Consider the following 23,706-nt stretch of genomic DNA (forward strand, 5'->3'; position numbering starts at 1 on the left):
GATCACCACTCCCCACGGTCGGCGGCACGTGCGACGCGGTTACCCGGCCCGCCCGGCCTTAACCGGCGGGGTGCTCAGGCGCTGGCGCGGGCGACCAGGGCGGACGGGAAGAGGGTCACCGGGGCGGCCGGACGCCCGTCCAGCACGGCGGTGGCCGCGGCGGTCGCGATGCGTCCCACCGGGTGGCTGGCGGTGGTCAGCGCCGGGGCGGTCATCGCGGCGAGGGGGATGTCGTCGAAGCCGGCCACCGCGACGTCGCCCGGCACCCGTACGCCCTCGTCGCGCAGCGCGGCGATCACCCCGAAGGCGGTCTCGTCGCTGATCGCGTAGATGGCGTCGACGTCCGGCCAGCGTCGCAGTGCCTCGCCGGCGGCGCTCCGGCCCCGCGCCGCGGAGAAGTCGCCGGGCAGGATCCGCTCCGGCAGGCCCGCCTGGCGCATCAGCCCGCGGTACGCGTCCACGGGGCGTCGCGAGCAGGGCAGCCACTGCGGGCCGGTCACCATGGCGATCCGGCGGCGACCGGTGGCGTACAGGTGACGCAGCACCTCGCCGGCGCCGGCGGCGTTGTCGACGTCGAACGACGGCACGGCCGACGATCCGACGCCGATGGACACGACCCGGCCCTGCAACGACCGGGGTATGGCGTCCAGCAGCTCGTTGGTGGTGTTGACCAGCACCACGCCGCACACGCTGCGGTCCCGGGCGAGCTGGTCCAGCTCGCCCGGCTGGCCCAGCGGCAACCAGTGCAGCGCCACCCCGACGCCGGCGGGCGTGCAGACCCGCGCCGCCGAGCCGACCACCTGGTGGACGTACGGGCAGTCGAGCACCGCCGCGCTGGCCCCCGCGACCGCCACCACGAGGCGTACGCCGACGCCACGCACCAGCGCACGGGCGGCCGGGTTGGGTATGTAGCCGAGTCGCTCGACGGCCGTCGTGACTCGTTCCCGGGCGTAGGGCGAGGCGAAGCCGGTGCCGGCGATGACCCGTGACGCCGTGGACCGGGACACCCCGGCGAGCCGGGCGACGTCCTCCAGGGTCGCCGGCCGGTGTGCCGCTGTCGTCATACGTCGCCTCCCGCGGCGATCCGCCCGGTCGGACGAACGCCTGTTCGCATCATGCCCGGTCGGTCTGACGTCGGTAAGGGGTGACACCGGCTTGTGGTGGTAGCGCTCTCAGGTGTGCGATCGTGCCAGGAGATCGCCGTCGAGGAAGAGGACCTGCCGTCGTGAGCGCCCCCACCACCCGATCCGTACCCCCGGACGCCGCACCTCCTCCGTCGCGGGCCGTGCTGGTCGCCCGCAACGGCGTGGCCGTCACCTTCACGCTCAACGGACTGGCGGTCGGCACCTGGTTCTCCCGGGTGCCGGCGGTCCGTGAGGCGTTGGACCTGTCCGCCGGCCGGCTCGGCCTGCTGCTGCTGGCGATGAGCATCGGGGCGCTGCTGGCGATGCCCACGTCCGGCCTGCTCGCCCAGCGTCTCGGTGCGGCCCGCACCGTGACCCTGGCCACCGTGCTGGTCGCGATCGGCCTGACCGTGGCGGGGGTGGGTGCCACGCTGACCGGGTCGTTCGTCGTGGTCGCGCTCGGGTTGGCCGCCCTGGGCTACGGGTCCGGGGCCTGTGACGTGGCGATGAACGTCGAGGGCGCGGCCGTGGAACGGCGGCTCGGCCGGACCATCATGCCCCGGTTCCACGCGGGGTGGAGCCTCGGTTCGGTGGCCGGTGCCGGTCTCGGTGCCGGGGCGGCCCGCCTGGACGTGGCCGTCGGCGCGCACCTGACCGCGGTGGCGGTGGTGGTGTTGACCGGCACCGCGCTCGCCGCGCGGACGTACCTGCCGGCCTCCGCCCACGACCCGGCCGGCGACCCGGCGGACGCCACCCCGGCTGCTCGTCGCCGTGCGCAGCTCGCCGCCTGGCGGGAGCCGCGCACCCTGCTGATCGGGCTGTTCGTGCTGGTGGCGGCGTTCACCGAGGGTGCGGCGAACGACTGGCTGGCGGTCGCGTTCGTGGACGGCCGCGACCTGAGCGAGGCGGCCGGCGCGACGGTCTTCGGCGTCTTCGTCGTCGGCATGACCCTCGGGCGTACCGCGGGGACCGTCGCGCTGGACCGGTGGGGCCGGGTGCCGGTGCTCACCGGCACCATCGGGCTCGCCGTGCTCGGCGCGGGCCTGGCGGTGCTGGCCGGCCCGGGACCGCTGGCGATCGTCGGCGTCGCGTTGTGGGGCCTCGGCGCGTCGCTGGGCTTCCCGGTCGGGATGAGCGCCGCCGCCGACGAGGAGGCGCACGCGGCCGTCCGGGTCAGCGTGGTCGCGGTGATCGGCTACACGGCGTTCCTGGGTGGGCCACCGCTGCTGGGGCTGCTCGGTGACCACGTCGGCACCCTGCGGGCGCTGCTCGTGGTGCCGCTGCTACTGCTGCCGACCCTGCTGCTGGTGCCGGTGCTGCGCCCGCCGCACGCCGCCGAACCGGCTCGTCCAGCACAAGAAAACTAACCCAGGCGGCAGGTCAGCGGTATCGGGTGTGCGGCCGACTGCGCCGCGCACCCGGGCTCGTTACGGTCGCCCGATGCCAACCGACGAGATCACCGCCGCCGCGGCGGGCAGCTGGACCCTGGGCGACCGCATCGTGCACCGGATGGGCTTCGGCTCGATGCGCATCACGGCGAACCCCGACCGCGAACGGGCCGTCGCAGTGCTGCGCCGCGCCGTGGAGCTGGGCGTCAACCACATCGACACCGCCGCGTTCTACGTCTCGCCGGGGGGAACGCTGGGCGTGGGCACCGGGCCGGCCCGGTACGCCACCGAGTTGATCCGGGCGGCGCTCGCCCCGTACCCGGAGGATTTGGTGATCGTCACCAAGGTCGGTTTCGGGTACGACCCGGAGGCGGGCTTCACCGAGGCGCGCACCCCGGCGCAGCTGCGCGCCCAGGTCGAGGAGAACCTGCGTCGGCTCGGCCTGGACCAGGTGGACGTGGTGAACCTGCGGCTCGGCCGGGGGCCCGCGACGGTGCCGCTGGCCGACCGGTTCGGCGCCCTGGCCGAGCTGCGAGCCGCCGGCCTGATCCGGCACCTCGGGCTCTCCAACGTGCGGCCCGAGCACCTGGACGAGGTGGCGGGCATCGCGCCGGTCGTCTGCGTGCAGAACAACTACGGGGTGGACGCGTACCGGGAGCAGGACGCGTTCGTCCGGGACTGCGGCGAGCGGGGCATCGCCTACGTGCCGTTCTTCGCCCTCGCCGGCACCGGCCGCGAGGCGGGCGCGAGCGCCGACCAGGGCGAGGCGGTCACGGCCGTCGCGCGGGCCCACGGCGTCACCCCCCATCAGGTACGCCTGGCCTGGACCCTGCACCAGGGCCCCCACGTGCTGGCTATCCCCGGCACCGGAAACACCGCACACCTGGAGCAGAACATCGCCGCCGCAGCGCTGACCCTGACCCCCGAGGACCTGGCCCAGTTGACCCCACCCCGGTGATCATGAGGTTGGCGGCGCCGGTGCCGGTGTGTCGCGCCGTCAACCTCATGATCGACGGGGTGGGGGAGCGGGGTCGGGGTGGAGCCAGACGCGGAGGGGGCCCTGGGGGGAGAATCCGGCTTGTAGGGCGACGGCGAGGTCCGGGCCGGACTCGTAGCCGACCAGGGGGACTCCGGGCAGGGTGGCGAGCACGCCCTGCCACACGTCGAGGGGATCCGCGGTGCGGGTGAACACGTTGGAGACTCCGTGCACGCCCTCGCCGCTGACCACCGCGCCGCCGACGATCCCCCCGCGCTCGTCCTCGCGGGCGAGGATGCGTACCCCGGGGCTGGTCAGCAGTTCCGGTCGGAACAGCTCCCCGCCGCCGTGCGCGCCCGCCCAGGCGGCCAGCCGCTCGGGAGTGGTGACCCGGGTCAGCGGCGTGCCGGGCGGCCCGTGCGTCGGCGGGCGGTGGATCCACTGCGCGTCGAGGAGCACCACGAAGCCGTGGCCGGACAGGTCGAGGTCGGCGAAGCTGTCCTTCACCGACGCGCCGGGACCTTCCTCGATCCGGGCCAGCAGGGCATCCGGGTCGACGCCGGGGCGCAGGGTGACCGCGTCGGGGTACCAGGGTGGCGAGCGGCGGGGGACCGACCAGGCGTCGGCGTCGCTCCGGCCGGTCAACCCGTGGCTGGCGCACACCACGGCGCACCACTCGGCGTTGTCGCGGGCCGCCGCCTCCCGCCCGTCGTGGGGCACGCGATCAGCCTAGAGCCGCTCAGGACCGGGTGAGGACGACCAGTTGCTGGGTTGCCCGGGTCATCGCGACATAACGGTCCACCGCCCCTTCGATGCCGTCGCCGAACGCCTCCGGTTCGACGAGGACGACCAGGTCGAACTCCAGACCCTTGGACAGCTCCGGGGCCAGCGACCGGACGCGGGGCGTCGCCGGGACCGTGGCGTCGCCGATCACGCACGCGATCCCCTCGTCGTGCGCGGCGAGCCAGGTGTCGAGGATGGACCCCAGGTCGGCGACAGACCCGTGGACGACGGGATCACCGTCGCGGATGGACGTCGGCACGTTGGCGTCCGGGAGCACGGTGCGGATGACCGGCTCGGCCTCGGCCATGACCTCCTTCGGCGTCCGGTAGTTGACGGTCAGCGAGGCCAGATCGATCCGGTCGAGCCCGATCCGCCGGAGCCGTTCCTGCCACGACTCGGTGAACCCGTGCCGGGCCTGGGCGCGATCCCCGACGATGGTGAGGCTCCGTGACGGGCAGCGCAGCAGCACCATCTGCCACTCGGCGTCGGTGAGCTCCTGCGCCTCGTCCACGACGATGTGCGCGAACGGGCCGGCGAGCAGGTCCGGGTCGACGCTGGGCATCGCGCTCTGGTCGACCAGGGCGTCACGCAGGTCCTGGTGGCGCAGCATCGTCAGCAGACCCTCACCGTCGTCGTAGACGTCGGCCTCGATCAGGTCGTCGACGACGGTGGACATCCGCGCGCGTTCGGCGGCGAAGGAGGCCGCGTGCCGACGCCGGCGTTCCGCGGCCGCCGGGTCGCCGAGACGCTGCCGGGCCGCGTCCAGCAGGGGCAGGTCGGACACCGTCCAGGCCTGCGCGTCGTCGCGTTGGAGGGTACGGACCTCGTCGGGGCTGAGCCAGGGGGCGCACCGGCGCAGGTAGGCGGGGACCGACCACAGGTCACCGACCAGGTCGGCCGCTTCGAGCAGCGGCCAGGCGCGGTGGAACGCCGTCCGCAGGTCCTCGTTGCGCAGCAGCGCCGCGCGCAGCACGTGCTCTGGTTCGTCGCCGTCGTACCTGTCCAGCAGGATCGTCAGCAACTCCTCCCAGACCTGGTGGCGTGCCTCGTTGTGCGGGGTGCCCGGGTCCGGTGCCGCGAACGCCTCGACCCAGTCGTCGGCGCTCAACCGGATCTCGGCCCAGTCGGTCGCCACCGTCATCCCCGTGCCGGGTGGCTCCTCGTAGAACCGCACGGCCGCCTCGATCGCCGTCACCATCCGCGCGGACGACTTCAGCCAGGCCACGTCCGGGTCGCTCTCCACCGTCGCCGTGGCGCCCTCGGCGACGAGGTCGCGCAGTGTGCAGATCTGCACCTCCTCCTCGCCGAGGCTGGGCAGGACGTCGGCGACGTACGCCAGGTAGGGCTGGTGCGGGCCGACGAACAGCACACCACCCTGACGTTGGCCGAGCCGAGGGTCGGAGTAGAGCAGGTACGCGGTGCGGTGCAGGGCGACGACGGTCTTGCCCGTGCCGGGGCCGCCGTCGACGACGAGCGCGCCGCGGGAGCCCGCCCGGATGATGGCGTCCTGGTCGGCCTGGATGGTGCCGAGCACGTCGCGCATCCGGCTCGACCGGCTGCCGCCCAGGCTGGCGATGAACGCGGACTGGTCGTCGAGCGCGGCGTGCCCCGCGAACCCGTCGGCGGTGAACACCTCGTCCCAGTAGTCGGTGATCCGGCCGAGGGTCCAGCGGTACCGGCGGCGGCTCGTCAGGCCCATCGGGTTGGCGTGGGTGGCGCCGAAGAACGGCTCGGCGGCGGGGGAGCGCCAGTCGAGCAGCAGGCGGCGTCCGGCGCCGTCGGTGAGGCCGCGCCGTCCGATGTACACGGGCTCCGGGCTGTCCGTGCTGACCATGCGACCGAGGCAGAGGTCCAGGCCGTAGCGGCGCAGCGCGCGCAGTTGGGCGCTCAGCCGGCGGACCTCCCGGTCACGTTCCACCGCCTGCCGGCCGGCGCCGCCGGGCGCCCGGCGTTCGGCATCGAGGCGGCCGGACAGATCGGTGTACGTCTGCTCGAGGCTCGCCGCCATGGTCGCGAAGTGCTGCTCGTCGCGGGCGATCAGCGCCGGGTCTGCCTTGGCGCGGAGTTGGTCGGGGAGATCAAAGACGCTGAGGATCAGCGGGTCCACGTCGGGTCGCTCCGATCTGGGTGCGGGTCAGCGCGCGTCTCCGAGCTGTGGAAACGCGGTCCGGCCGGCAATTCTGCGGTACGACCCGGGTCTTGCCACAAGTCCCCCGGTGCGGTATATGTTAAAAGTGGCAGGGATTGAGTGCTTCTTCTCCCTAGGTCATCAGCTCTCCCTTGATCACCCACTCGCCGGCGACGCACCCCGCACCGATCGTCAGGGCTTCCGTTCGGCGTAGACCAGGTCCATGCTGTCGCTGCGCCCGCCCCAGCGCAGGTCGAGGCGCCAGCATCCGGCGCTCGGCATGTCGATGATCGACGGGCCCGGCCCGCCGTCGACCTCCCGGGTCACCCGGGTGCCGGTGCCGTCCAGCGTCGCGGTGATCACCAGGGTGGCCGGCGACGTCGGGTCGGCCGACGCCGTGGCCGGCCGGGACACCCAGAGGATCTTGTTGTTCGATCCGTCCCGCCTGACCTGCGCCAGCGGGTTTCCGAACAGCACCGCGACGATGTGGCCCTGCGCACCGAGCACGTGCGGCGCCCGGGCGTCCCCGTGGAAGCCGGTCTGCGCCCAGTCGGGCAGCGTGCCCGTCTCGACCCGCGAGCGGCAGCCGGTCGCCGCGGCCACCGAGGGCGTGCCGGCGGCCACCGGGGCCGTGCCGGCGCTCCCCGTGGCTGGCGCCGCTCCCGTGCTCGGCCGGTCACTGGTCGCACAGGCCGCCAGCAGGAGCACCGACCCCAGCGTGAATCTGACCCAGGCACCCATGTCACCCTCCGATGCGTCGATGAAGCGAGTTGTGTGTCGCATCATCACGACACCGCTCGGAGCCGCCGGGTTCCTAGGTCATCGACTCGGCGATCTCGATCGCCTCGAGCTTGCCGAGATCACCCTCGAGCCGGTAGCTCACGTCGCCGTCCTGCCAGATCAGGGTCGAGGCGGCCAGCCGGGCGGTCTCCCGGTGGACGCGGCCGGAACGGTCCACGTAGGACAGCACGTGTGGGCTGCCGACCCAGACCGCGAAGTCGCCGTCGACCTGGACCCACTCCGCGTCGGGTCGACTGGTCTCCTTGTGGAAGGCCAGGTTGAGGCGGCCGTCGAAGGCGTCGATGCGCAGCGCGCCCCCGCGGTAGAGCAGCGTCGCCACGCGGTGGCCGCCCGTGGGGTCGGGGTCCGCCACGAGCACCTGCTCGGGCGGCCCCAGCCGTGCCGGTACGCGGATCGGAAAGCGCACCCCCCGCTGCGCCTCGGCGATGGCGGCCGTGCGCTGCGACGGCAGCGGCGACGGAGTGCCGGCGGGCCGCCCCGACGACGGGGCGATGCTGACACCCGCGAAGCGCAGCAGCCCGCCGACGGCGTCGGCGACGGCGGCCCGGGCCGGCGGCAGCACCGCCACCAGCAGGGCGGCGAGAGCCGCGGCCGCGTACACCCGCCACCGTCGGCGCGGTCCGGCGAGCCGTGCGCGGACGCGGACGGTCACGTCGGGCGCGGCGGGCGTGTCCAGCCAGGTGGAGAGGTCACGCAGTTCCCGCTCGAGGTCACCCATGCCGGACCTCCTCGCGGTCGAGCAGGCCGCGCAGCTTCGCCAACGCCCGCGACGTCCGCGACTTCACCGTGCCCCGGGGCCAACCCAACGTCTCCGCGGTCTCCTCCTCGCTGAGGTCGAGGAAGAACCGACAGACGATCACCTCGCGATCGCGTACCGGCAACTGGCGCAACGCGTGTACCAGCGCGCTGCGGCGCTCCCCGGCGAGAACCGCGCCGACCGCCCCGTCCTCGGCGGCCTCCGACGCTGGACCGGCCGCCGCGGCCCGCAGCACCAGCCCGTCCCGCCGGCTGCGCGAGCGGTGCAGGTTGCGCGTCTCGTTGGCGACGATCGCCAGCAGCCAGGAGCGGAAGGACGACTCACCGCGATAGCGGGAGAGCTTGCGGTACGCCTTCACGAACGCCTCCTGGATGACGTCCTCGGAGTCCGGGCCCGCGCCGAGCAGCACCGCCGTCCGGTACGCGGACGCGGTGTGCCGGGCGACCAGGAGGTCGTACGCCTCCAGGTCACCTGCCCGAGCGCGGGTGACGAGCACGTGGTCGTCCAGGGAAACCTCCGCTCCGATCACCCTCATGACACCGCACGGGCGTCGCGGGTTCCACCCGACGCGAATCAGGTTGCTCCCATCCGGCATGCAGCGGATTGCCAGGATTCGGTGCTGCACTGGTGGGAGCGTCGAGGAGAGGGGTGGGCCATGGGCTGGTTCAACCGGCGGTCGCGGGGTGCCGAGACGACCCCGACCAAGCTGGACCGGGAGGCGACCCGCGACGACCTCGCGGCGCTGGAGGCGTTCGTCGCCAGCCGGCGGGGGGTGGAGTTCTACCTGGAGCCGGAGACCACCGCCACCGACACGACCGTGGTGGCGATCGCCCACGACGGTGAGTGGATCCGCCGCCGCACCGGCACGCCACGGGCGGCGGGCGCCATCGCCCGCAAGCACGCGGTGCCGCTGTACGAGGCGGCGCGCACCGGCTACCCGGAGCGGATGCGGGTGTGGAACCGGGCACACCCGGAGCGCCGCGCCCACTGAGACGGTCAGGCCGTGAGCGGGCTCAAGCGGGTTTCACCTGGGTGAGTGATCGCCGGATGAGCGTGAGGACGGGCGGAAGGATCAGCTCGCTGCCACCGATTGTGGCGGCAGCGTTCACGTCGTGGGGCGTGCCGTCGATGTCGACCACCAGCGCGCCAGCCTCTTTGGCGATGACGACGCCCGCGATGGTGTCCCAGGGATTGTTGTTGAGCATGACGAACGCGTCGATCCGGCCGTGAGCCAACCAGGCGAGGTCGATTGCGGCTGACCCGTGCATGCGTATCCGTTGGACGTGTCGGGCGAGCTGCTCGGTGATGGCAAGTCGCTCGGTGTTCTTCCGCCTGGCCTCGGCACCGACTGCATAGTCGCCAATGGCGACGACGGCGTCCCGGAGATCGGTGACCTGGCTGGCGCGGATGCGTCGGTTGTCGGCATAGGCTCCGTGCCCCTGGACGGCGTGGTAGCGGGTGCCGAGGAACGGGAGGTCGATGACACCAAGGACGGCGCGTGTGCGGTGGATGAGGCCGAGGGAGATCGCGCACAGGGGCGAGCCGTGGATGAAGTTGACGGTGCCGTCGACCGGATCGAGTGCCCAGGTCAGTGCGCTGGTGTCGCCGCTGGTGCCGTACTCCTCGCCGAGGAATCCGATGTCAGGCGCCTTGGCGGCCAGGTGCTCGCGAACCGCTCGCTCGATGGCGTAATCCACGTCCGAGGCCATGTCGCGGTCACCCTTGAAGGTCAGCGCACCGGGCTGAAGCGTCCGCATCAGGTCGTGTGCCAGGTCAACGGCCTCCTGTGCGAGGGGGAGGAGGCGGGCGTAGTCGGTCATAGCTGGCGGCTGCGCTCCCATAGCGAGCTGAACATATCGTCGAATATCGGGTAAAGACCGGAGGGGCCGGCGCTGCGCTCGATGACCATGGTCGGGCAGTCGACACCTCGCATCTGCGGTAGGTAGTGCTGGACAACGCAGAGTCGACCATCGATCAGAAGGACGTTGGCGCGAATGGCCGCCAACTACACCGACACCCACGGCGCCAGCGTGGTCGGGTTCGCGTTCACCCACCTGCTCGGCTACCGGCTGCTGCCCCGGCTCAAAAACATCGGCGCCGCCCGCCTCTACCGGCCCGCCGACGGGGCCAGCTACCCCGGGCTGGAGCCGGTGCTGACCAGGGCGATCAACTGGGACCTGATCACCCGCGAATACGACCAAATGATCAAGTACGTGCGGGCGTTGCAGCTCGGCACCGCCGAGGCCGAGCAGATCCTGCGCCGGTTCAACACCCGCGGCCCCAAGCACCCCACCCTCGCCGCGATCGAGGAACTCGGCCGCGCCGTCCGGACGGCGTTCATCGCCGACTACCTCGCCGACCCCGCGCTGCGCCGCGAGATCCACGAGGGCTTGCAGGTCGTCGAACAGTGGAACTCCGCGAACGTGGCCATCCACTACGGCCGCGGGGCCGAACTGCCCGGCGCCGACCGCGAGGCTCAGGAGATCTCCATGCTCTCCCTGCACCTGCTCCAGTCCGCGCTCGTGCTGGTCAACACCCGCATGGTCGACCGCGTCCTGGCCGAACCGGACTGGGCGGCCCGGCTCACCGAACACGATCTGCGCGGCCTCACCCCGCTGTTCTGGTCCAACGTCGCCCTGCACGGCACCTTCCAGCTCGACCTCGACCAACGCATCGACTACGAGCGCGGCACCACCGGCCCCGCACCTGCCAAGGCCGCAGCGGCCTGAGACGCCGCCGGTCCCGCCCCCCAGAGCGGGGACGGGACCGGCGTGCAGCCATCGACGCCGCTTGCGTGGTCGATGCGGCCAAGGTGTCAACGGGGCGTCCGACCCGACGGGGTGGAAGCCGGACTCGACAAGGACGCCGCCGGGCCCGATGAGGTGGGAGCCGGATTCGATGCGGAGGCCACCCCTGGAGTCGCGGGTGCCCTCGTTGAGGTAGTAGCAGCAGCCGTCGTCATGGTCTCCATCCGCATCTGGTCTTCTCGTGATCGCGAAGAGGCGCTCGGAGCCGTTGCGGTCGGGTTGGGCGGTGGAGGCGGCATAGCCGCTTCTCTGAGGTTACGTGATCCTTCGACCCGGCGAAGTGACAAGTTCGCTCCTCTGTAGATGGTTGTACATCTCTTGCAGCGAGGTATCTCGTCCGTAGGTTCACGGTGCTCACGACGAGCCCGGCGACTCGATCTGTTTGTGTCGGCAAAGGACCCTTTGCTGACAGGGCGCCCGATCCGTCCCTTGGACACGCCGCGACCACCGGAAATAGGTCCGCTGATCCGATCCGGGCCGATCAGGGTTGACGACAGGGTTTGCTGACAGGTAGACCCTTGGGTGCCGACAGCGACGGATCAAGGAGACAGCGCGGTCATGGCGGATCTGGTCTATACGCGGGTCTCTACGGACGAGCAGAGCACCCAGCGGCAGACGTACCTGCTCGACGCGGTCGGACTCACCGGCGGCGCCGAGGGGGTGCGGATCTTCAGCGATCCGGCGACCTCCTCGAAGATCCCCGCGCTGGAGCGCGCCGGCTTCCGGGAGCTGACCCGCTATGCCCGGCCCGGCGACCGGCTCACCGTCTCCGAGCTGTACCGGCTGTGCCGCGACCTGGCCGACATCCTCGCCCTGCGCGCCTGGTGCCAGCAGCACCAGGTGACATTGCGTGTGCTCTCCGGCGCCCTGTCGAACATCACCGACCTGGCCGCCACCGACGCGACCACCACCATGCTGGTCAACGTGCTCGTCTCCGTCGGGCAGTTCCAACGCGACCTGCAGAACGAACTCACCCGCGAAGGACTCGCCGCGGCCTGGGCCAGCGGCACGATCTCCGGCCGGCGTCCCCGGCACGCCCAGCTCGGTGTAACCGACCAGATCCGCCAGGCGTACCGGAACGGGGCCAGCATCGCCGCCCTGGCCCGCGAGCACAACGTCAGCCGCGGCGCGATCCGCACCGCGATCGCCGATCTGCTGCCCAATCAACCCGACCAGCCCGCACCCGCCGCAACCACAGCGCAAGCGGTCCGTGTAGAGATTCCCGGCAAGCTTGCCCAGCACCTCGCAGACCACACCGACCTCGCCGAAGCCGAGCAACACGCCCTGCGTCGCGGGCGAACGGTCCGGCGCGGTCAGGGCTACAGCCTGCACGTCACCGCACTGCCCGAGGTCCATCACGCCATGCTGGCCGCCGCGGCCACACTCAACACCGACGGGGCGTCCTCCGCCGACCGCAAGGCGTACCGCATCTACAACGACCGGCTGCGCCTCGCCAGCCAGATCACCGCGTAACCCGCCCACACCCGGCCCGGCCCACCGGCCGTCAGCCAACACGACGCCCTCCTCCGCCGTCACCCCGCGGCGTCGACGAACCGACTCGGCAGCCCGCGACTGCGACGAGAGGCCCCCCGCCGACATCTTCGCGGTTCACTGTGGCGAGCGCCGCCGTCCGATGCAGGCGTGCGCGTTGACCGGCGGCGCGGCGGTGTGGCAGCATTCGCGGCCTGACGGCAGTGAAGGAAGTCGGTGCGAATCCGACGCGGTCCCGCCACTGTCACCGGGGAGTGATCCCCCCTCGTGAGTCACGGCCGTGTGTCTGCGGTTGGAAGGCCGGGGGAGAGCGTCGATCCGGAAGCCAGGATACTTCGGCCGTCGGATGTACCCCAGGGCGTGGACACCCGAGGAGGACCCGATGACGCACGGCGTCTCCGTCACCGACGACCACCGTCGTGACCTGAGCGACGGCCGCTCTGCCGCACCCATACCCGGGCGCTCTCCCGCCGTTCACCGCTGAGTTCCGCACCGCGCCACCCGTCGCCGCCGGCCGCACGCCGGTGAGCCGGCCGGATCGCGGTACCCGCTGAACCCCGCGCCCATCCCACGTCGCCAGGCGCTTCCCGCGAGCGTGCCGACGTTACTGTCCGGAGCCTGCCGTGCGCATCCTGCTGCTCTCCACCGCCGACACCGACCTGCTGGCCGCCCGCGCCAGCGGCGTCGACTACCGCCTGGCCAACCCGGCCCGGGTCGCCGCCGACGAGGTGCCCGCCCTGCTCGACGGGGTCGCCCTCGCCGTCGTACGCCTGCTCGGAGGCCGGCAGGCGTGGCCCGACGGCCTCGCCGCGGTGCTCGCCGGCGGACGCCCCACGGTCGTGCTCGGCGGTGAGTCGGTGCCCGACGCGGAGCTGACGGCCCTCTCCACCGTGCCGTCCGGGGTCGCCACCCAGGCGCTCGCGTACCTCGTCGAGGGCGGGCCGGACAACCTCGCCCAGCTGGCCCGGTTCCTCTCCGACACCGTGCTGCTCACCGGCGAGGGTTTCGCCCCACCCGCGCCCACACCGGCGTACGGGGTGCACGGCGATCATCGCGCCGACCCGGACCGGCCCACCGTGGGGATCGTCTTCTACCGGGCGCACGCGCTCGCCGGCAACACCGGATTCGTCGACGTGCTCGCCGACGCGGTACGCGACGCCGGTGGCGATCCGCTGCCCATCTTTTGCGGCTCGCTGCGCGGGCTGACCGCCGGCGCCGGACCGCTCGGACTGTTCGCCCGCTGCGACGCGCTGCTGGTCACCGTCCTCGCCGCCGGGGGCGCGGTCGCCGCGGACGCCTCCGGCGGCGGTGCCGAGGACGCCTGGGACGTCGGCGCCCTCGCCACCCTGGACGTGCCGGTCATCCAGGCGCTCTGTCTCACCAGCACCCGCGAACAGTGGGCCGGCAGCGACGCCGGACTGTCCCCGTTGGACGCCGCGATGCATGTGGCCATCCCCGAGTTCGACGGCCGGATCGTCACCGTGCCGTTCTCGTTCAAGCGGATCGACGCCGACGGGCTCTCGGTCTACGCCGCCGACCCCGAGCGGGCCGCGCGGGTCGCCGGCATCGCGGTGCGCCACGCCCGGCTGCGCTACGTGCCCCACGCCGACAAGCGGATCGCCGTCGTGCTCAGCTCGTACCCCACCAAGCACTCCCGGGTCGGCAACGCCGTCGGGCTGGACACCCCCGTCTCGGCGGTCCGGTTGCTCGCCGCGCTGGCCGACGCCGGCTACCACCTGGGCGACGCCCCGGTACCCGACGACGGTGACGCGCTGATCCACGCGCTGATCGCCGCCGGGGGGCACGACGTGGAATGGCTCACCCCGGAGCAGTTGGCCGCCGCCGAGGCCCGGATACCGGGGCGGACGTACCGGCGGTGGTTCGACCAGGTCCCGGCCGAGCTGCGCGAACGGATGCGGGAACACTGGGGTGAGCCGCCCGGCGAGCTGTACACCGACGGCGACGACATCGTGCTCGCCGGGCTGCGCTTCGGCAACGTGGTGCTGCTCATCCAGCCGCCTCGCGGCTTCGGGGAGAACCCGATCGCCATCTACCACGACCCGGACCTGCCGCCGAGTCACCACTACCTGGCCGCGTACCACTGGCTGGCCGCGCCGGTCGCCGACGGCGGCTTCGGCGCGGACGCCGTGGTGCACCTCGGCAAGCACGGCACCCTGGAGTGGCTGCCCGGCAAGGGCCTCGGCCTGGCCGCCGGCTGCGCGCCCGACGCGGTCCTCGGTGACCTGCCGCTGGTCTACCCGTTCATCGTCAACGACCCCGGCGAGGGCACCCAGGCCAAGCGGCGCGCGCACGCCGTGGTCATCGACCACCTGGTGCCGCCGATGGCCCGTGCCGAGACCTACGGCGAGCTGGCCAAACTGGAACAACTGCTTGACGAGTACGCCACCGTGCAGGCCCTCGACCCGGCCAAGGTGCCCACCGTGCGGGCGCAGATCTGGGACCTCGTCCGCGCCGCCGAACTGCACCACGACCTGCACGCCGAGGCGATGCCCGACGCCGACGACTTCGACGACTTCGTGCTGCACCTCGACGGGTACCTCTGCGAGGTCAAGGACGTGCAGATCCGCGACGGGCTGCACATCCTCGCCGCCGCGCCGACCCGTGAACCCCGCGTCAACCTCGTCCTCGCCGTGCTGCGGGCGCCGCAGATCTGGGGAGGCGCCCGCGCCCTGCCCGGCCTGCGGCAGGCCCTCGCCGCCGCGTACGGCCTCGACGAGCAGGAGCTGCTCGCGACGCCCGGACAGCGGATCGCCCTGCCCGCGGCGCTGACCGACGCGGTGGACGGCCCGGCCGGCACCGCCGCCGACGCCATCGACCTGATCGAGGCTCTCGCGCGGCGACTGGTCGTCGGCATGGAAACCCTAAGCTGGGCCGTGGACGCGGCCGACGCGGTCGTCGCGGAGGTGACCAGCCAGCCGATCCCGGACGCCGCCGCGGTGCTGCGCTTCGCCGCCACCGAGCTGGTGCCCCGGCTGGAGCGCACCACCGACGAGCTGACCAACACCCTCGGCGCGCTCGACGGCCGGTTCGTGCCGCCCGGCCCGTCCGGCTCGCCCACCCGGGGCCTGGTCAACGTGCTGCCCACCGGCCGCAACTTCTACTCCGTCGACCCGAAGGCCATCCCCAGCCGCAACGCCTGGGACGTCGGGGTGGCCCTCGCGGACTCGCTGCTGGCCCGGCACCTCGCCGACACCGGCGCGTACCCCCGCTCGGTGGGGTTGACCGTGTGGGGCACCAGCGCCATGCGGACGCAGGGCGACGACATCGCCGAGGTGCTCGCGCTGCTGGGCTGCCGGCCCGTCTGGGACGACCGGTCACGGCGGGTCACCGGCATCGAGGTGGTGCCGACCGCCGAGCTGGGCCGGCCCCGCGTCGACGTCACCGTCCGCATCTCCGGGTTCTTCCGCGACGCGTTCCCGCACGTCGTGACCCTGCTCGACGACGCCGTCCGGCGGGTCGCCGCCCTCGACGAGCCGGACGCGGACAACTACCTGCGCGCCCACGTCACCGCCGACCTCGCCGAGCACGGCGACGAGCGGCGGGCCACCGCGCGGATCTTCGGCTCCAAACCCGGGGCGTACGGCGCCGGGTTGTTGCCGCTGATCGACGCCCGCACCTGGCGCGACGACGCCGACCTTGCCGAGGTGTACGCCGTGTGGGGTGGCTACGCGTACGGCCGGGGCCTGGACGGGCGGGAGGCGCGCGCCGACATGGAACGCTCGTTCGCCCGGATCGCGGTGGCCGTGAAGAACCAGGACACCCGCGAGCACGACATCGTCGACTCCGACGACTACTTCCAGTACCACGGCGGGATGGTGGCGATGGTCCGTCACCTCACCGGCAGCGCCCCGCAGGCGTACGTGGGTGACTCGGCGATGCCGCACGACGTGCGGACCCGCACGCTGGGCGAGGAGACCCGGCGGGTGTTCCGGGCCCGGGTCGTCAACCCGAAGTGGATCGCCGCGATGCGCCGGCACGGCTACAAGGGCGCGTTCGAGCTGGCCGCCACCGTGGACTACCTGTTCGGCTACGACGCCACCGCCGGCGTCGTCGACGACTGGATGTACGAGAACCTGGCCGCCGCGTACCTCTTCGACGACACCACCCGCGAATTCCTGGAGCGCTCCAACCCGTGGGCGCTGCGCGGCATCACCGAACGGCTGCTGGAGGCCGCCGACCGGGGGCTGTGGGCCAAACCCGAGCCGGTCACCCTCGACCGGCTCCGCGACACGTACCTGGCCAGCGAGGGTGACCTGGAGGACCGGGTGTGAGCGCGAGGAGTGAGCCGGTTGTGCGAGCCCCGCAGTCGCGAACGAAAGAAGGCCCAGTGACCGTGACCTACCCGTTCAGTGCCGTGCTCGGCATGGACGACATGCGCCTGGCGCTGCTGCTCAACGCCGTCTCCCCGGCGATCGGCGGGGTGCTGGTCCGGGGCGAGAAGGGCACCGCGAAGTCGACCGCCGTACGGGCCCTCGCCGCTCTGCTGCCGCCGGTGCGCCGGGTGGCGGGCTGCCGTTTCGGCTGTGACCCGGCCGAGCCCGACCCGGCCTGCCCGGACGGCCCCCACCCGGCCGACGTCGCCGCCGAGACCCGCCCGGCCCGCCTCGTCGAGCTGCCGGTGGGCGCCGCCGAGGACCGGGTGGTCGGATCACTGGATCTGGAGCGGGCCATCGGCGAGGGGGTACGCGCCTTCGAACCGGGCCTGCTCGCCGCCGCCCACCGGGGCGTGCTCTACGTCGACGAGGTCAACCTGCTGCACGACCACCTCGTCGACCTGCTGCTGGACGCGGCGGCGATGGGCCGCAGCCACGTCGAGCGCGAAGGCGTCTCGGTCAGCCACGCCGCCCGGTTCCTGCTGGTCGGCACCATGAACCCGGAGGAGGGGGAGCTGCGCCCGCAACTGCTCGACCGGTTCGGGCTCACCGTCGAGGTCGCCGCGAGCCGTGACCCGGTGGTCCGGGTCGAGGTGGTCCGCCGGCGACTCGCCGCCGACGCCGACCCGCCCGGTTTCGCCGCCCGGTGGGCCGACGCCGACGCCGACATCGCCCGTCAGGTGGCCGCCGCCCGGCGCCGGCTCCCCGGGGTACGCCTGCCCGACGCGGCGCTGCGCCAGATCGCCGAGGTGTGCGCGGCGTTCGACGTGGACGGGATGCGCGCCGACATCGTCACGGCCCGTGCCGCCCTGGCCCACGCCGCCTGGCTCGGCCGGGACCGGGTCACCATCGACGACGTCCGGGTCGCCGCCCGGCTGGCCCTGCCGCATCGCCGCCGCCGCGATCCGTTCGACACGCCGGGGCTGGATGAGAAGCGCCTCGACGAGGCGTTGCAGCGGGCCCAGGACGCCCACCCCGACGACCCGGACGACGACGGCGGCCCCGATGGTGGTGGCCCGGCTGGCGGCAGCCCGGCCGGTGCCGGTGGCCGGAATGGCGGCGGCCCGGCTGGCGGCGGACCCCAGGACGGTAGCGGCGGCGGCGACCAGGGTGAACCCGAGTCGGGCGGGCACTCGGCGGACCGCCCCGGCACCGGCCCGGATGGGCGCGCCGACAGCCCGGACGGCACCGACGGTTGGCCGCAGCGCCCGACGGGCGACAGGGTCGGCGACGACGGTTGGCCGCAGGGCTCGGCGGACGACCGGCATGGCGCCGGGCGGCACGGCCGTGGCCGGAAACCGGCGGTCGGTGACGACGACCCGACCCGGAGCGGGGAGTCCCAGCCGGTGGCCGTACCCCGGGGTGGGTTGACGGCCCGGCTGCTCACCGCGCCCGGAGTGGGTGACGGGGTGCCCGGCCGGCGGTCGCGGGCCCGCACCGGGCGGGGGCGCACCACCGGCGCGCGGGTGCCGGCCGGACGGGCCAGCGCGCTGCACCTGGCGGCGACGGTCCGTGCCGCCGCGCCGTATCAGGCCGCCCGGGGGCGGCTGACCGGGCCGCTGCGGTTGCGTGGCGACGACGTGCGTGAGGCGGTGCGGGAGGGCCGGGAGGGAAACCTGGTGCTGTTCGTGGTGGACGCGAGCGGTTCGATGGGTGCCCGGCAGCGGATGACCGCCGTGAAGGACGCGGTGCTGGCCCTGCTCACCGACGCGTACCAGCGGCGGGACAAGGTCGCCGTGATCGCCTTCCGGGGTGCCGGCGCGCAGACGCTGTTGCCGGCCACCTCGTCGGTGCTGGCCGCCTCGACCAGGCTGGCCGAGTTGCCGACGGGTGGGCGTACGCCGCTGGCCGAGGGTCTGCTCGCCGCGGCCGACCTGCTGCGCGTGGAACGCCTGCGCGACCCGAAGCGCCGCCCGCTGGTCCTCGTCGTCACCGACGGCAGAGCCACCGCCGGCACCCGCCCGCTGGACCGCGCGGCAGCAGCGGCGAAGGTGCTGGCGGCGATGGGTGCTCCCTGCGTGGTCGTCGACTGCGAGGCCGGCCCGGTCCGCCTGCATCTGGCCACCCGCCTGGCCACCCAGCTGAACGCCCCCAGAACCCCCCTGGAAGCTCTGACCCACCCCCGCGATCGTGCACTTTCTGTCGCCGCATAACGGGGCGAAGCGCGCATATGACCAACAGAAGCTGCACGATCGCGGGAACGTCCGCGGGATGGGGAGATGCTGATGCCGCAGGGACAGCCGAGTCACGTGCCTGCTGACGGGTTGACGACCCGGCAGCGACGACACCGGCCACTGCTGATGGTCCACACCGGACAGATGAAGGGAAAGTCGACGGCGGCCTTCGGGTTGGCGTTGCGGGCGTGGACCGCCGGGCTGCCGGTCGGGGTGTTCCAGTTCGTCAAGAGCGCCAAGTGGCGGGTGGGTGAGGAGACCGCCTTCCGGGCGCTCGGCGAGGTGCACGAGCGTACCGGCCAGGGCGCGCCGGTGGCCTGGCACAAGATGGGCGAGGGCTGGTCCTGGATCCAGCGCGGCGGCGACGCCGACCACGCCGCCGACGCCCTGGAGGGCTGGCGGCAGATCCAGCGCGACCTGGCCGCCGAGCGTTACGGGCTGTACGTGCTGGACGAGTTCACCTACCCGATGACGTGGGGCTGGGTGGACGTCGACGAGGTCGTCGCCACCCTGGCCGACCGGCCCGGCTTCCAACACGTCGTGATCACCGGCCGGGACGCCGACCCGCGTCTGGTCGCCGCCGCGGACCTGGTGGCCGAGCTGACCAAGGTCAAGCACCCGATGGACGCCGGCCAGAAGGGCCAGAAGGGCATCGAGTGGTGAGCACTCACTGGGCGCTGCCCCGGGTGGTGATCGCCGCGCCGGCCAGCGGCCACGGCAAGACCACCGTCGCCACCGGGCTGCTCGCCGCGCTGCGCCGCCGTGGCCTGACGGTCAGCCCACACAAGGTCGGCCCGGACTACATCGACCCCGGCTACCACGCGCTCGCCGCCGGACGCCCCGGGCGCAACCTCGACCCGTTCCTGGTCGGCGCCGAGCGCATCGCGCCGCTGCTGCGCCACGGCGCGAGCCTCCCCACACCCGCCGACATCGCCGTGGTGGAGGGCGTGATGGGCCTGCACGACGGCGCGGTCGGCCGCCGCGACTTCGCCTCCACCGCGCACGTCGCCCGGCTCATCGACGCGCCCGTGCTGCTGGTGCTCGACACCACCGCGCAGGGCCGCTCGGCCGCCGCGCTGACACTGGGCATGGCCGGCTTCGACCCCTCGGTGCGGATCGGCGGCGTGATCCTCAACCGGGTCGGCTCACCCCGACACGAGACGCTGCTGCGCGACGCCCTCGCCGAGGTGGACGTACCGGTGCTCGGGGCGGTCACCCGCGCCGCCGAGGTGGCCGCGCCGGCCCGGCACCTCGGGCTGGTGCCGGTGGCCGAGCGGGCACCCGAGTCTCTCGCGATCGTCACCGCGCTCGCCGAACTGGTCGAGGCCACCGTGGACCTGGACGCGGTGCTCGCCCTGGCCCGCACCGCCGGGCCACTGACCGCCCCGGCCTGGGATCCGGTCGCCGCCGTCGGCGGGCCGGCCGACACCGAGCGACCGCTGGTCGCGCTCGCCGGTGGTCCGGCCTTCACCTTCTCGTACGCGGAGACCGCCGAACTGCTCACCGCCGCCGGTGCGGACGTGGTCACCGTCGACCCGCTGCGTGACCCGGCACTGCCCACCGGCACCCGCGCGGTGGTGATCGGCGGCGGTTTCCCCGAGGCGTACGCCCAGGCGCTGGCCGCCAACGCCACGCTGCGCGCCGACCTGGCCGACTTCGACGGGCCGATCGTGGCCGAGTGCGCGGGGCTGCTCTACCTGGGACGGTCCCTGGACGGTGTGCCGATGTGCGGCCGGCTGGACCTGACCGCCCGGATGACCGGCCGGCTCACCCTCGGCTACCGGCAGGCGCTGGCCGTCACCGACTCCCCGGTGGCCTCCGCGGGCGAGCCGGTACGCGGCCACGAGTTCCACCGCACCACCACCGACCCGCAGCACGGCGACGTGCCGGCGTGGCGCTGGAACGACACCGCGCACGGCTTCGTCGCCGGCCGTGTGCACGCGTCCTACCTGCACACCCACTGGGCCGGCCACCCGGACGCCGCCCGCCGCCTCGTCGAGGCGTGCCGATGAGTGCGGGCACCCGTCGAGCCGCCGGGTCGACCGACGCCACGCTGACCGGGGTCGGCGTCGGACCCGGCGACCCGGAACTGCTCACCGTCAAGGCCGTGCGGGTCCTGCGTGAGGCCGACGTTGTCTTCGTACCCGTCATGGCGGATCGATTCGGGCCGACCGCGACCGCGGGTCCGCCCCCGCCGGGCGCGGGCGTGGCGACCGGGTCCACGGCGGGCGCGGACGTGGCGACCGGGTCCACGGCGGGCGCGGACGTGGCGACCGGGTCCACGGCGGGCGCGGACGCCGGGCGCGCGGAGGCGACCGTGCGGTCCTACGTCGACCCGGACCGGGTGCGGCGGCTGCCGTTCGCCCTGGACGACCGGGGTGGGGTGACCGCCCGACGGGCGGCGGCCTGGGACGCCGCCGCGCGGGTGGTGGCCGAGGCGGTCGACGCGGGCGGACGGTCGCTGGCGTTCGCCACCATCGGTGACCCGAACGTCTACTCCACCTTCGGCTACCTGGCGCAGAGCGTGCGGGCGCTGCGACCGGCGGTGCGGGTGGCGACCGTGCCCGGCGTCACCGCCATGCAGGAGCTGGCCGCGCGCAGCGGCATCCCGCTCTGCGAGGGACGCGAACCGCTGACCCTGCTGCCGGGCACCGCCGGGCTGGCGCTGTTCGCCGACGCCCTCGCCGGGCCGGGCACCGTGGTCGCCTACAAGGGCTGGCGGCGGCATCCGGAACTGCTCGCCGAGCTGCGCCGACAGGGCCGGCTCGACGACGCCGTTCTCGGCCGCAGTCTCGGCCTGCCCGGCGAACACGTCGGCGGAGTCGACGACACCGAGCACGACCTGCCGTACCTGTCGACGCTGCTGGTCCCCGCCCGCCGCCACCATCGAGGAGGAAAGCTGTGACCAGCGACGGCAAGGTGTGGTTCGTCGGGGCCGGCCCGGGCGCGGCGGACCTGCTGACCCTGCGGGCCGCCCGGGTGATCGCCGAGGCGGACATCGTGATCTGGGCGGCCAGCCTCGTGCACGCCGACGTCCTCGACCACGCCCGCCCCGACGCGGAGATCGTCGACTCGTCGCAGCTGCCCATCGAGGGGGTGCTGTCGCTCTACCAGCGGGCGGCCGAGCAGGGGCTGAGGGTGGCCCGCGTCCACTCCGGCGACCCGGCGCTCTGGGGTGCCGTGCAGGAGCAGCTCGACCTGTGCCGGGCGCTCGGCCTGGCCGTCGAGATCGTGCCCGGGGTGTCCTCGTTCACCGCCGTCGCGGCGATCGTCGGGCGGGAGCTGACCGTGCCCGAGGTCGCCCAGTCGGTGATCCTCACCCGCCTCGAAGGTGGCAAGACCCCGATGCCGCCCGGCGAACGGGTCCGCGACTTCGCCCGGCACGGCACCACCATGGCGCTGTTCCTCTCCGCCGCCCGCTCCGGGCAGGTGCAGGCCGAGCTGCTGGCCGGCGGCTACCCGGCGGACACCCCGGCCGTCGTGGCGTACCAGGCGACCTGGCCCGACGAGCTGGTGGTGCGCTGCACCGTCGGCACCCTGGAGGCGACGGTCAAGCAGCACAAGCTGTGGAAGCACACCCTGTTCCTGGTCGGGCCGGCGCTCGCCGCCGAGGGCACCCGCTCGCACCTCTACCACCCCGGGCACTTCCACACCTTCCGCCGGGCCGAGCCGGCCGCCCGCGCCGAGTTGCGCCGCCAGAGCGGCGCCCCCGCCGGGGAGGCAGGCACACCGTGACGTACGCCGAGCCGCCGCTGCGCGAGCCGGACCTGCCGCGTACCGCGAAGGTCCGGCCCACCGCGCTGCGCACCGGCTGGACCACCGGCGCCTGCGCGACGGCGGCGGCGAAGGCCGCGGTCACCGCGCTGGTCACCGGTGTGCCCCAGCCGGAGGTGGAGATCGGTCTACCCGCCGGCCGGCGGGTGCGCTTTCCGGTGGCCCGGTGCGAGGTGACCGGCACCCCTCCGACCCGCGCCGAGGTGGTGGTGGTCAAAGACGCCGGCGACGACCCGGACGTCACCCACGGCGCCGAGTTGACCGCGACCGTGCACTGGGCCGACGTTCCCGGTCTGCGGTTGGCCGGTGGGCCGGGCGTGGGCACGGTCACCAAGCCCGGCCTCGGACTCGCGGTCGGTGGCCCGGCGATCAACGACACGCCCCGCCGGATGATCGGCGAGGCAGTGGCCGAGGTGGTCGACCTCGGCGAGGTCGGCGTCCACGTGGTGATCAGCGTGCCCCGGGGCGAGATCATGGCCCGCAAGACCACCAACCGGCGGCTCGGCATCCTCGGTGGCATCTCGATCCTCGGCACCACCGGGGTCGTCCGTCCCTTCTCCACCGCCTCCTGGCGGGCCAGCGTCGTGCAGGCCGTGCACGTGATGGCCGCCCAGGGTGAACGGACCGTGGTGCTGTGCACCGGCGGACGCACCGAGCGGGCCGCCCGCGCGCTGCTGCCCGACCTGCCCGAGGTCTGCTTCGTCGAGGTCGGCGACTTCACCGGCGCCGCGGTGACCGCCGCCGTGGGTGACGCGATGACCGGGGTGGTCTTCGTCGGCATGGCCGGCAAGCTGGCCAAACTCGCCGCCGGTGTGCTGATGACCCACTACACCCGCTCCACGGTGGACCTCTCGCTGCTCGGCGCGGTGACCGCCGACGCCGGTGGCGATCCGGCGCTGGTCGCCGCCGTGACCGAGGCGAACACCGGTCGGCACGCGTACGAGCTGTGGGAGGCCGCCGGGCTGCTCGGCCCGGCCGGTGACCTGCTCTGTCAGCGGGTCCGCGACGTGCTGCGACGGTTCGCCGGGCCGACGGTCACCGTCGACGTGGCGATGGTCGACTTCGCCGGCGCGCGCGTGGTCGCCTCCTCGGGCCGGTGGCCCCGGTGA

The 23,706-nt window shown here is 73.6% G+C and carries 19 protein-coding genes and 1 riboswitch; of the genes, 12 read left to right on the forward strand and 7 right to left on the reverse strand.

What is annotated here, in order from left to right; genetic code table 11:
• Window positions 1-74: 74 nt before the first annotated feature.
• On the reverse strand, window positions 75-1,064 hold the full coding sequence (locus tag O7620_RS07790; protein ID WP_278122492.1) for a LacI family DNA-binding transcriptional regulator: 990 nt from the start codon (window positions 1,062-1,064) through the stop codon (window positions 75-77).
• A gap of 161 nt (window positions 1,065-1,225) precedes the next feature.
• Between O7620_RS07790 and O7620_RS07795 the strand changes: the two genes are divergently transcribed.
• Window positions 1,226-2,491 carry an MFS transporter gene (locus O7620_RS07795; protein WP_151493184.1) on the forward strand — a complete coding sequence of 422 codons (1,266 nt, stop codon included), beginning with the start codon at window positions 1,226-1,228 and terminating at the stop codon, window positions 2,489-2,491.
• A 73-nt stretch (window positions 2,492-2,564) separates the two neighbouring features.
• On the forward strand, window positions 2,565-3,470 hold the full coding sequence (locus O7620_RS07800; protein WP_278122493.1) for an aldo/keto reductase: 906 nt from the start codon (window positions 2,565-2,567) through the stop codon (window positions 3,468-3,470).
• A 45-nt stretch (window positions 3,471-3,515) separates the two neighbouring features.
• Here the strand turns inward: O7620_RS07800 and O7620_RS07805 are convergent, their stop codons facing one another.
• The 5 genes from O7620_RS07805 to O7620_RS07825 all read right to left on the reverse strand — a co-directional run bounded on the left by O7620_RS07805 (window position 3,516) and on the right by O7620_RS07825 (window position 8,492).
• Window positions 3,516-4,208, reverse strand: a complete 693-nt coding sequence (locus tag O7620_RS07805; RefSeq protein ID WP_278122494.1) for a hypothetical protein — start codon at window positions 4,206-4,208, stop codon at window positions 3,516-3,518.
• A 19-nt stretch (window positions 4,209-4,227) separates the two neighbouring features.
• Window positions 4,228-6,369, reverse strand: a complete 2,142-nt coding sequence (gene helR, locus O7620_RS07810) for an RNA polymerase recycling motor ATPase HelR (protein WP_278126904.1) — start codon at window positions 6,367-6,369, stop codon at window positions 4,228-4,230.
• A 222-nt stretch (window positions 6,370-6,591) separates the two neighbouring features.
• Entirely contained in the window at window positions 6,592-7,140 is a 549-nt protein-coding gene (locus O7620_RS07815; protein WP_278122495.1) for a hypothetical protein, read from the reverse strand.
• Between the two features lie 73 nt (window positions 7,141-7,213).
• The gene (locus O7620_RS07820) at window positions 7,214-7,918 is read right to left on the reverse strand and encodes a hypothetical protein (protein ID WP_278122496.1); all 705 of its coding nucleotides are present in this window, start codon (window positions 7,916-7,918) and stop codon (window positions 7,214-7,216) included.
• Window positions 7,911-8,492 carry an RNA polymerase sigma factor gene (locus tag O7620_RS07825; RefSeq protein ID WP_278122497.1) on the reverse strand — a complete coding sequence of 194 codons (582 nt, stop codon included), beginning with the start codon at window positions 8,490-8,492 and terminating at the stop codon, window positions 7,911-7,913. The genes O7620_RS07820 and O7620_RS07825 overlap by 8 nt, the downstream gene beginning before the upstream one ends.
• A 120-nt stretch (window positions 8,493-8,612) precedes the next feature.
• Here O7620_RS07825 and O7620_RS07830 point away from each other — a divergent pair, with 120 nt between their 5' ends.
• On the forward strand, window positions 8,613-8,948 hold the full coding sequence (locus O7620_RS07830) for a hypothetical protein (RefSeq protein ID WP_278122498.1): 336 nt from the start codon (window positions 8,613-8,615) through the stop codon (window positions 8,946-8,948).
• A 22-nt stretch (window positions 8,949-8,970) separates the two neighbouring features.
• On the opposite strand, the gene O7620_RS07835 is transcribed toward O7620_RS07830, so the two are convergent.
• Complete coding sequence (locus O7620_RS07835; protein ID WP_278122499.1) at window positions 8,971-9,777, reverse strand: inositol monophosphatase family protein; 807 nt, start codon at window positions 9,775-9,777, stop codon at window positions 8,971-8,973.
• Window positions 9,778-9,951: 174 nt separating this feature from the next.
• Here O7620_RS07835 and O7620_RS07840 point away from each other — a divergent pair, with 174 nt between their 5' ends.
• From O7620_RS07840 to O7620_RS07880, 9 genes are all read left to right on the forward strand, one after another.
• Complete coding sequence (locus tag O7620_RS07840; RefSeq protein ID WP_278122500.1) at window positions 9,952-10,686, forward strand: Tn3 family transposase; 735 nt, start codon at window positions 9,952-9,954, stop codon at window positions 10,684-10,686.
• A gap of 636 nt (window positions 10,687-11,322) precedes the next feature.
• Complete coding sequence (locus O7620_RS07845; RefSeq protein WP_278122501.1) at window positions 11,323-12,237, forward strand: recombinase family protein; 915 nt, start codon at window positions 11,323-11,325, stop codon at window positions 12,235-12,237.
• 224 nt (window positions 12,238-12,461) lie between these two features.
• Window positions 12,462-12,591, forward strand: a riboswitch (cobalamin riboswitch).
• Window positions 12,592-12,878: 287 nt separating this feature from the next.
• Entirely contained in the window at window positions 12,879-16,547 is a 3,669-nt protein-coding gene (gene cobN, locus O7620_RS07850; RefSeq protein ID WP_278122502.1) for a cobaltochelatase subunit CobN, read from the forward strand.
• Window positions 16,544-18,802: a VWA domain-containing protein gene (locus O7620_RS07855; protein ID WP_278122503.1), complete on the forward strand. Its 2,259-nt coding sequence runs from the start codon at window positions 16,544-16,546 to the stop codon at window positions 18,800-18,802. The genes cobN and O7620_RS07855 overlap by 4 nt, the downstream gene beginning before the upstream one ends.
• 72 nt (window positions 18,803-18,874) lie before the next feature.
• A complete protein-coding gene (cobO, locus tag O7620_RS07860) occupies window positions 18,875-19,486 on the forward strand; it encodes a cob(I)yrinic acid a,c-diamide adenosyltransferase (RefSeq protein WP_278122504.1) in 612 nt (203 codons plus the stop codon).
• Window positions 19,480-20,835: a cobyrinate a,c-diamide synthase gene (locus O7620_RS07865; RefSeq protein ID WP_151489256.1), complete on the forward strand. Its 1,356-nt coding sequence runs from the start codon at window positions 19,480-19,482 to the stop codon at window positions 20,833-20,835. The genes cobO and O7620_RS07865 overlap by 7 nt, the downstream gene beginning before the upstream one ends.
• Window positions 20,832-21,728: a precorrin-2 C(20)-methyltransferase gene (locus O7620_RS07870; RefSeq protein ID WP_278122505.1), complete on the forward strand. Its 897-nt coding sequence runs from the start codon at window positions 20,832-20,834 to the stop codon at window positions 21,726-21,728. The genes O7620_RS07865 and O7620_RS07870 overlap by 4 nt, the downstream gene beginning before the upstream one ends.
• A complete protein-coding gene (gene cobM, locus O7620_RS07875) occupies window positions 21,725-22,558 on the forward strand; it encodes a precorrin-4 C(11)-methyltransferase (protein WP_278122506.1) in 834 nt (277 codons plus the stop codon). The genes O7620_RS07870 and cobM overlap by 4 nt, the downstream gene beginning before the upstream one ends.
• On the forward strand, window positions 22,555-23,706 hold the full coding sequence (locus tag O7620_RS07880; RefSeq protein ID WP_278122507.1) for a cobalt-precorrin-5B (C(1))-methyltransferase: 1,152 nt from the start codon (window positions 22,555-22,557) through the stop codon (window positions 23,704-23,706). The genes cobM and O7620_RS07880 overlap by 4 nt, the downstream gene beginning before the upstream one ends.

It is taken from the genome of Micromonospora sp. WMMD710, assembly GCF_029626045.1.
Classification (GTDB): domain Bacteria; phylum Actinomycetota; class Actinomycetes; order Mycobacteriales; family Micromonosporaceae; genus Micromonospora.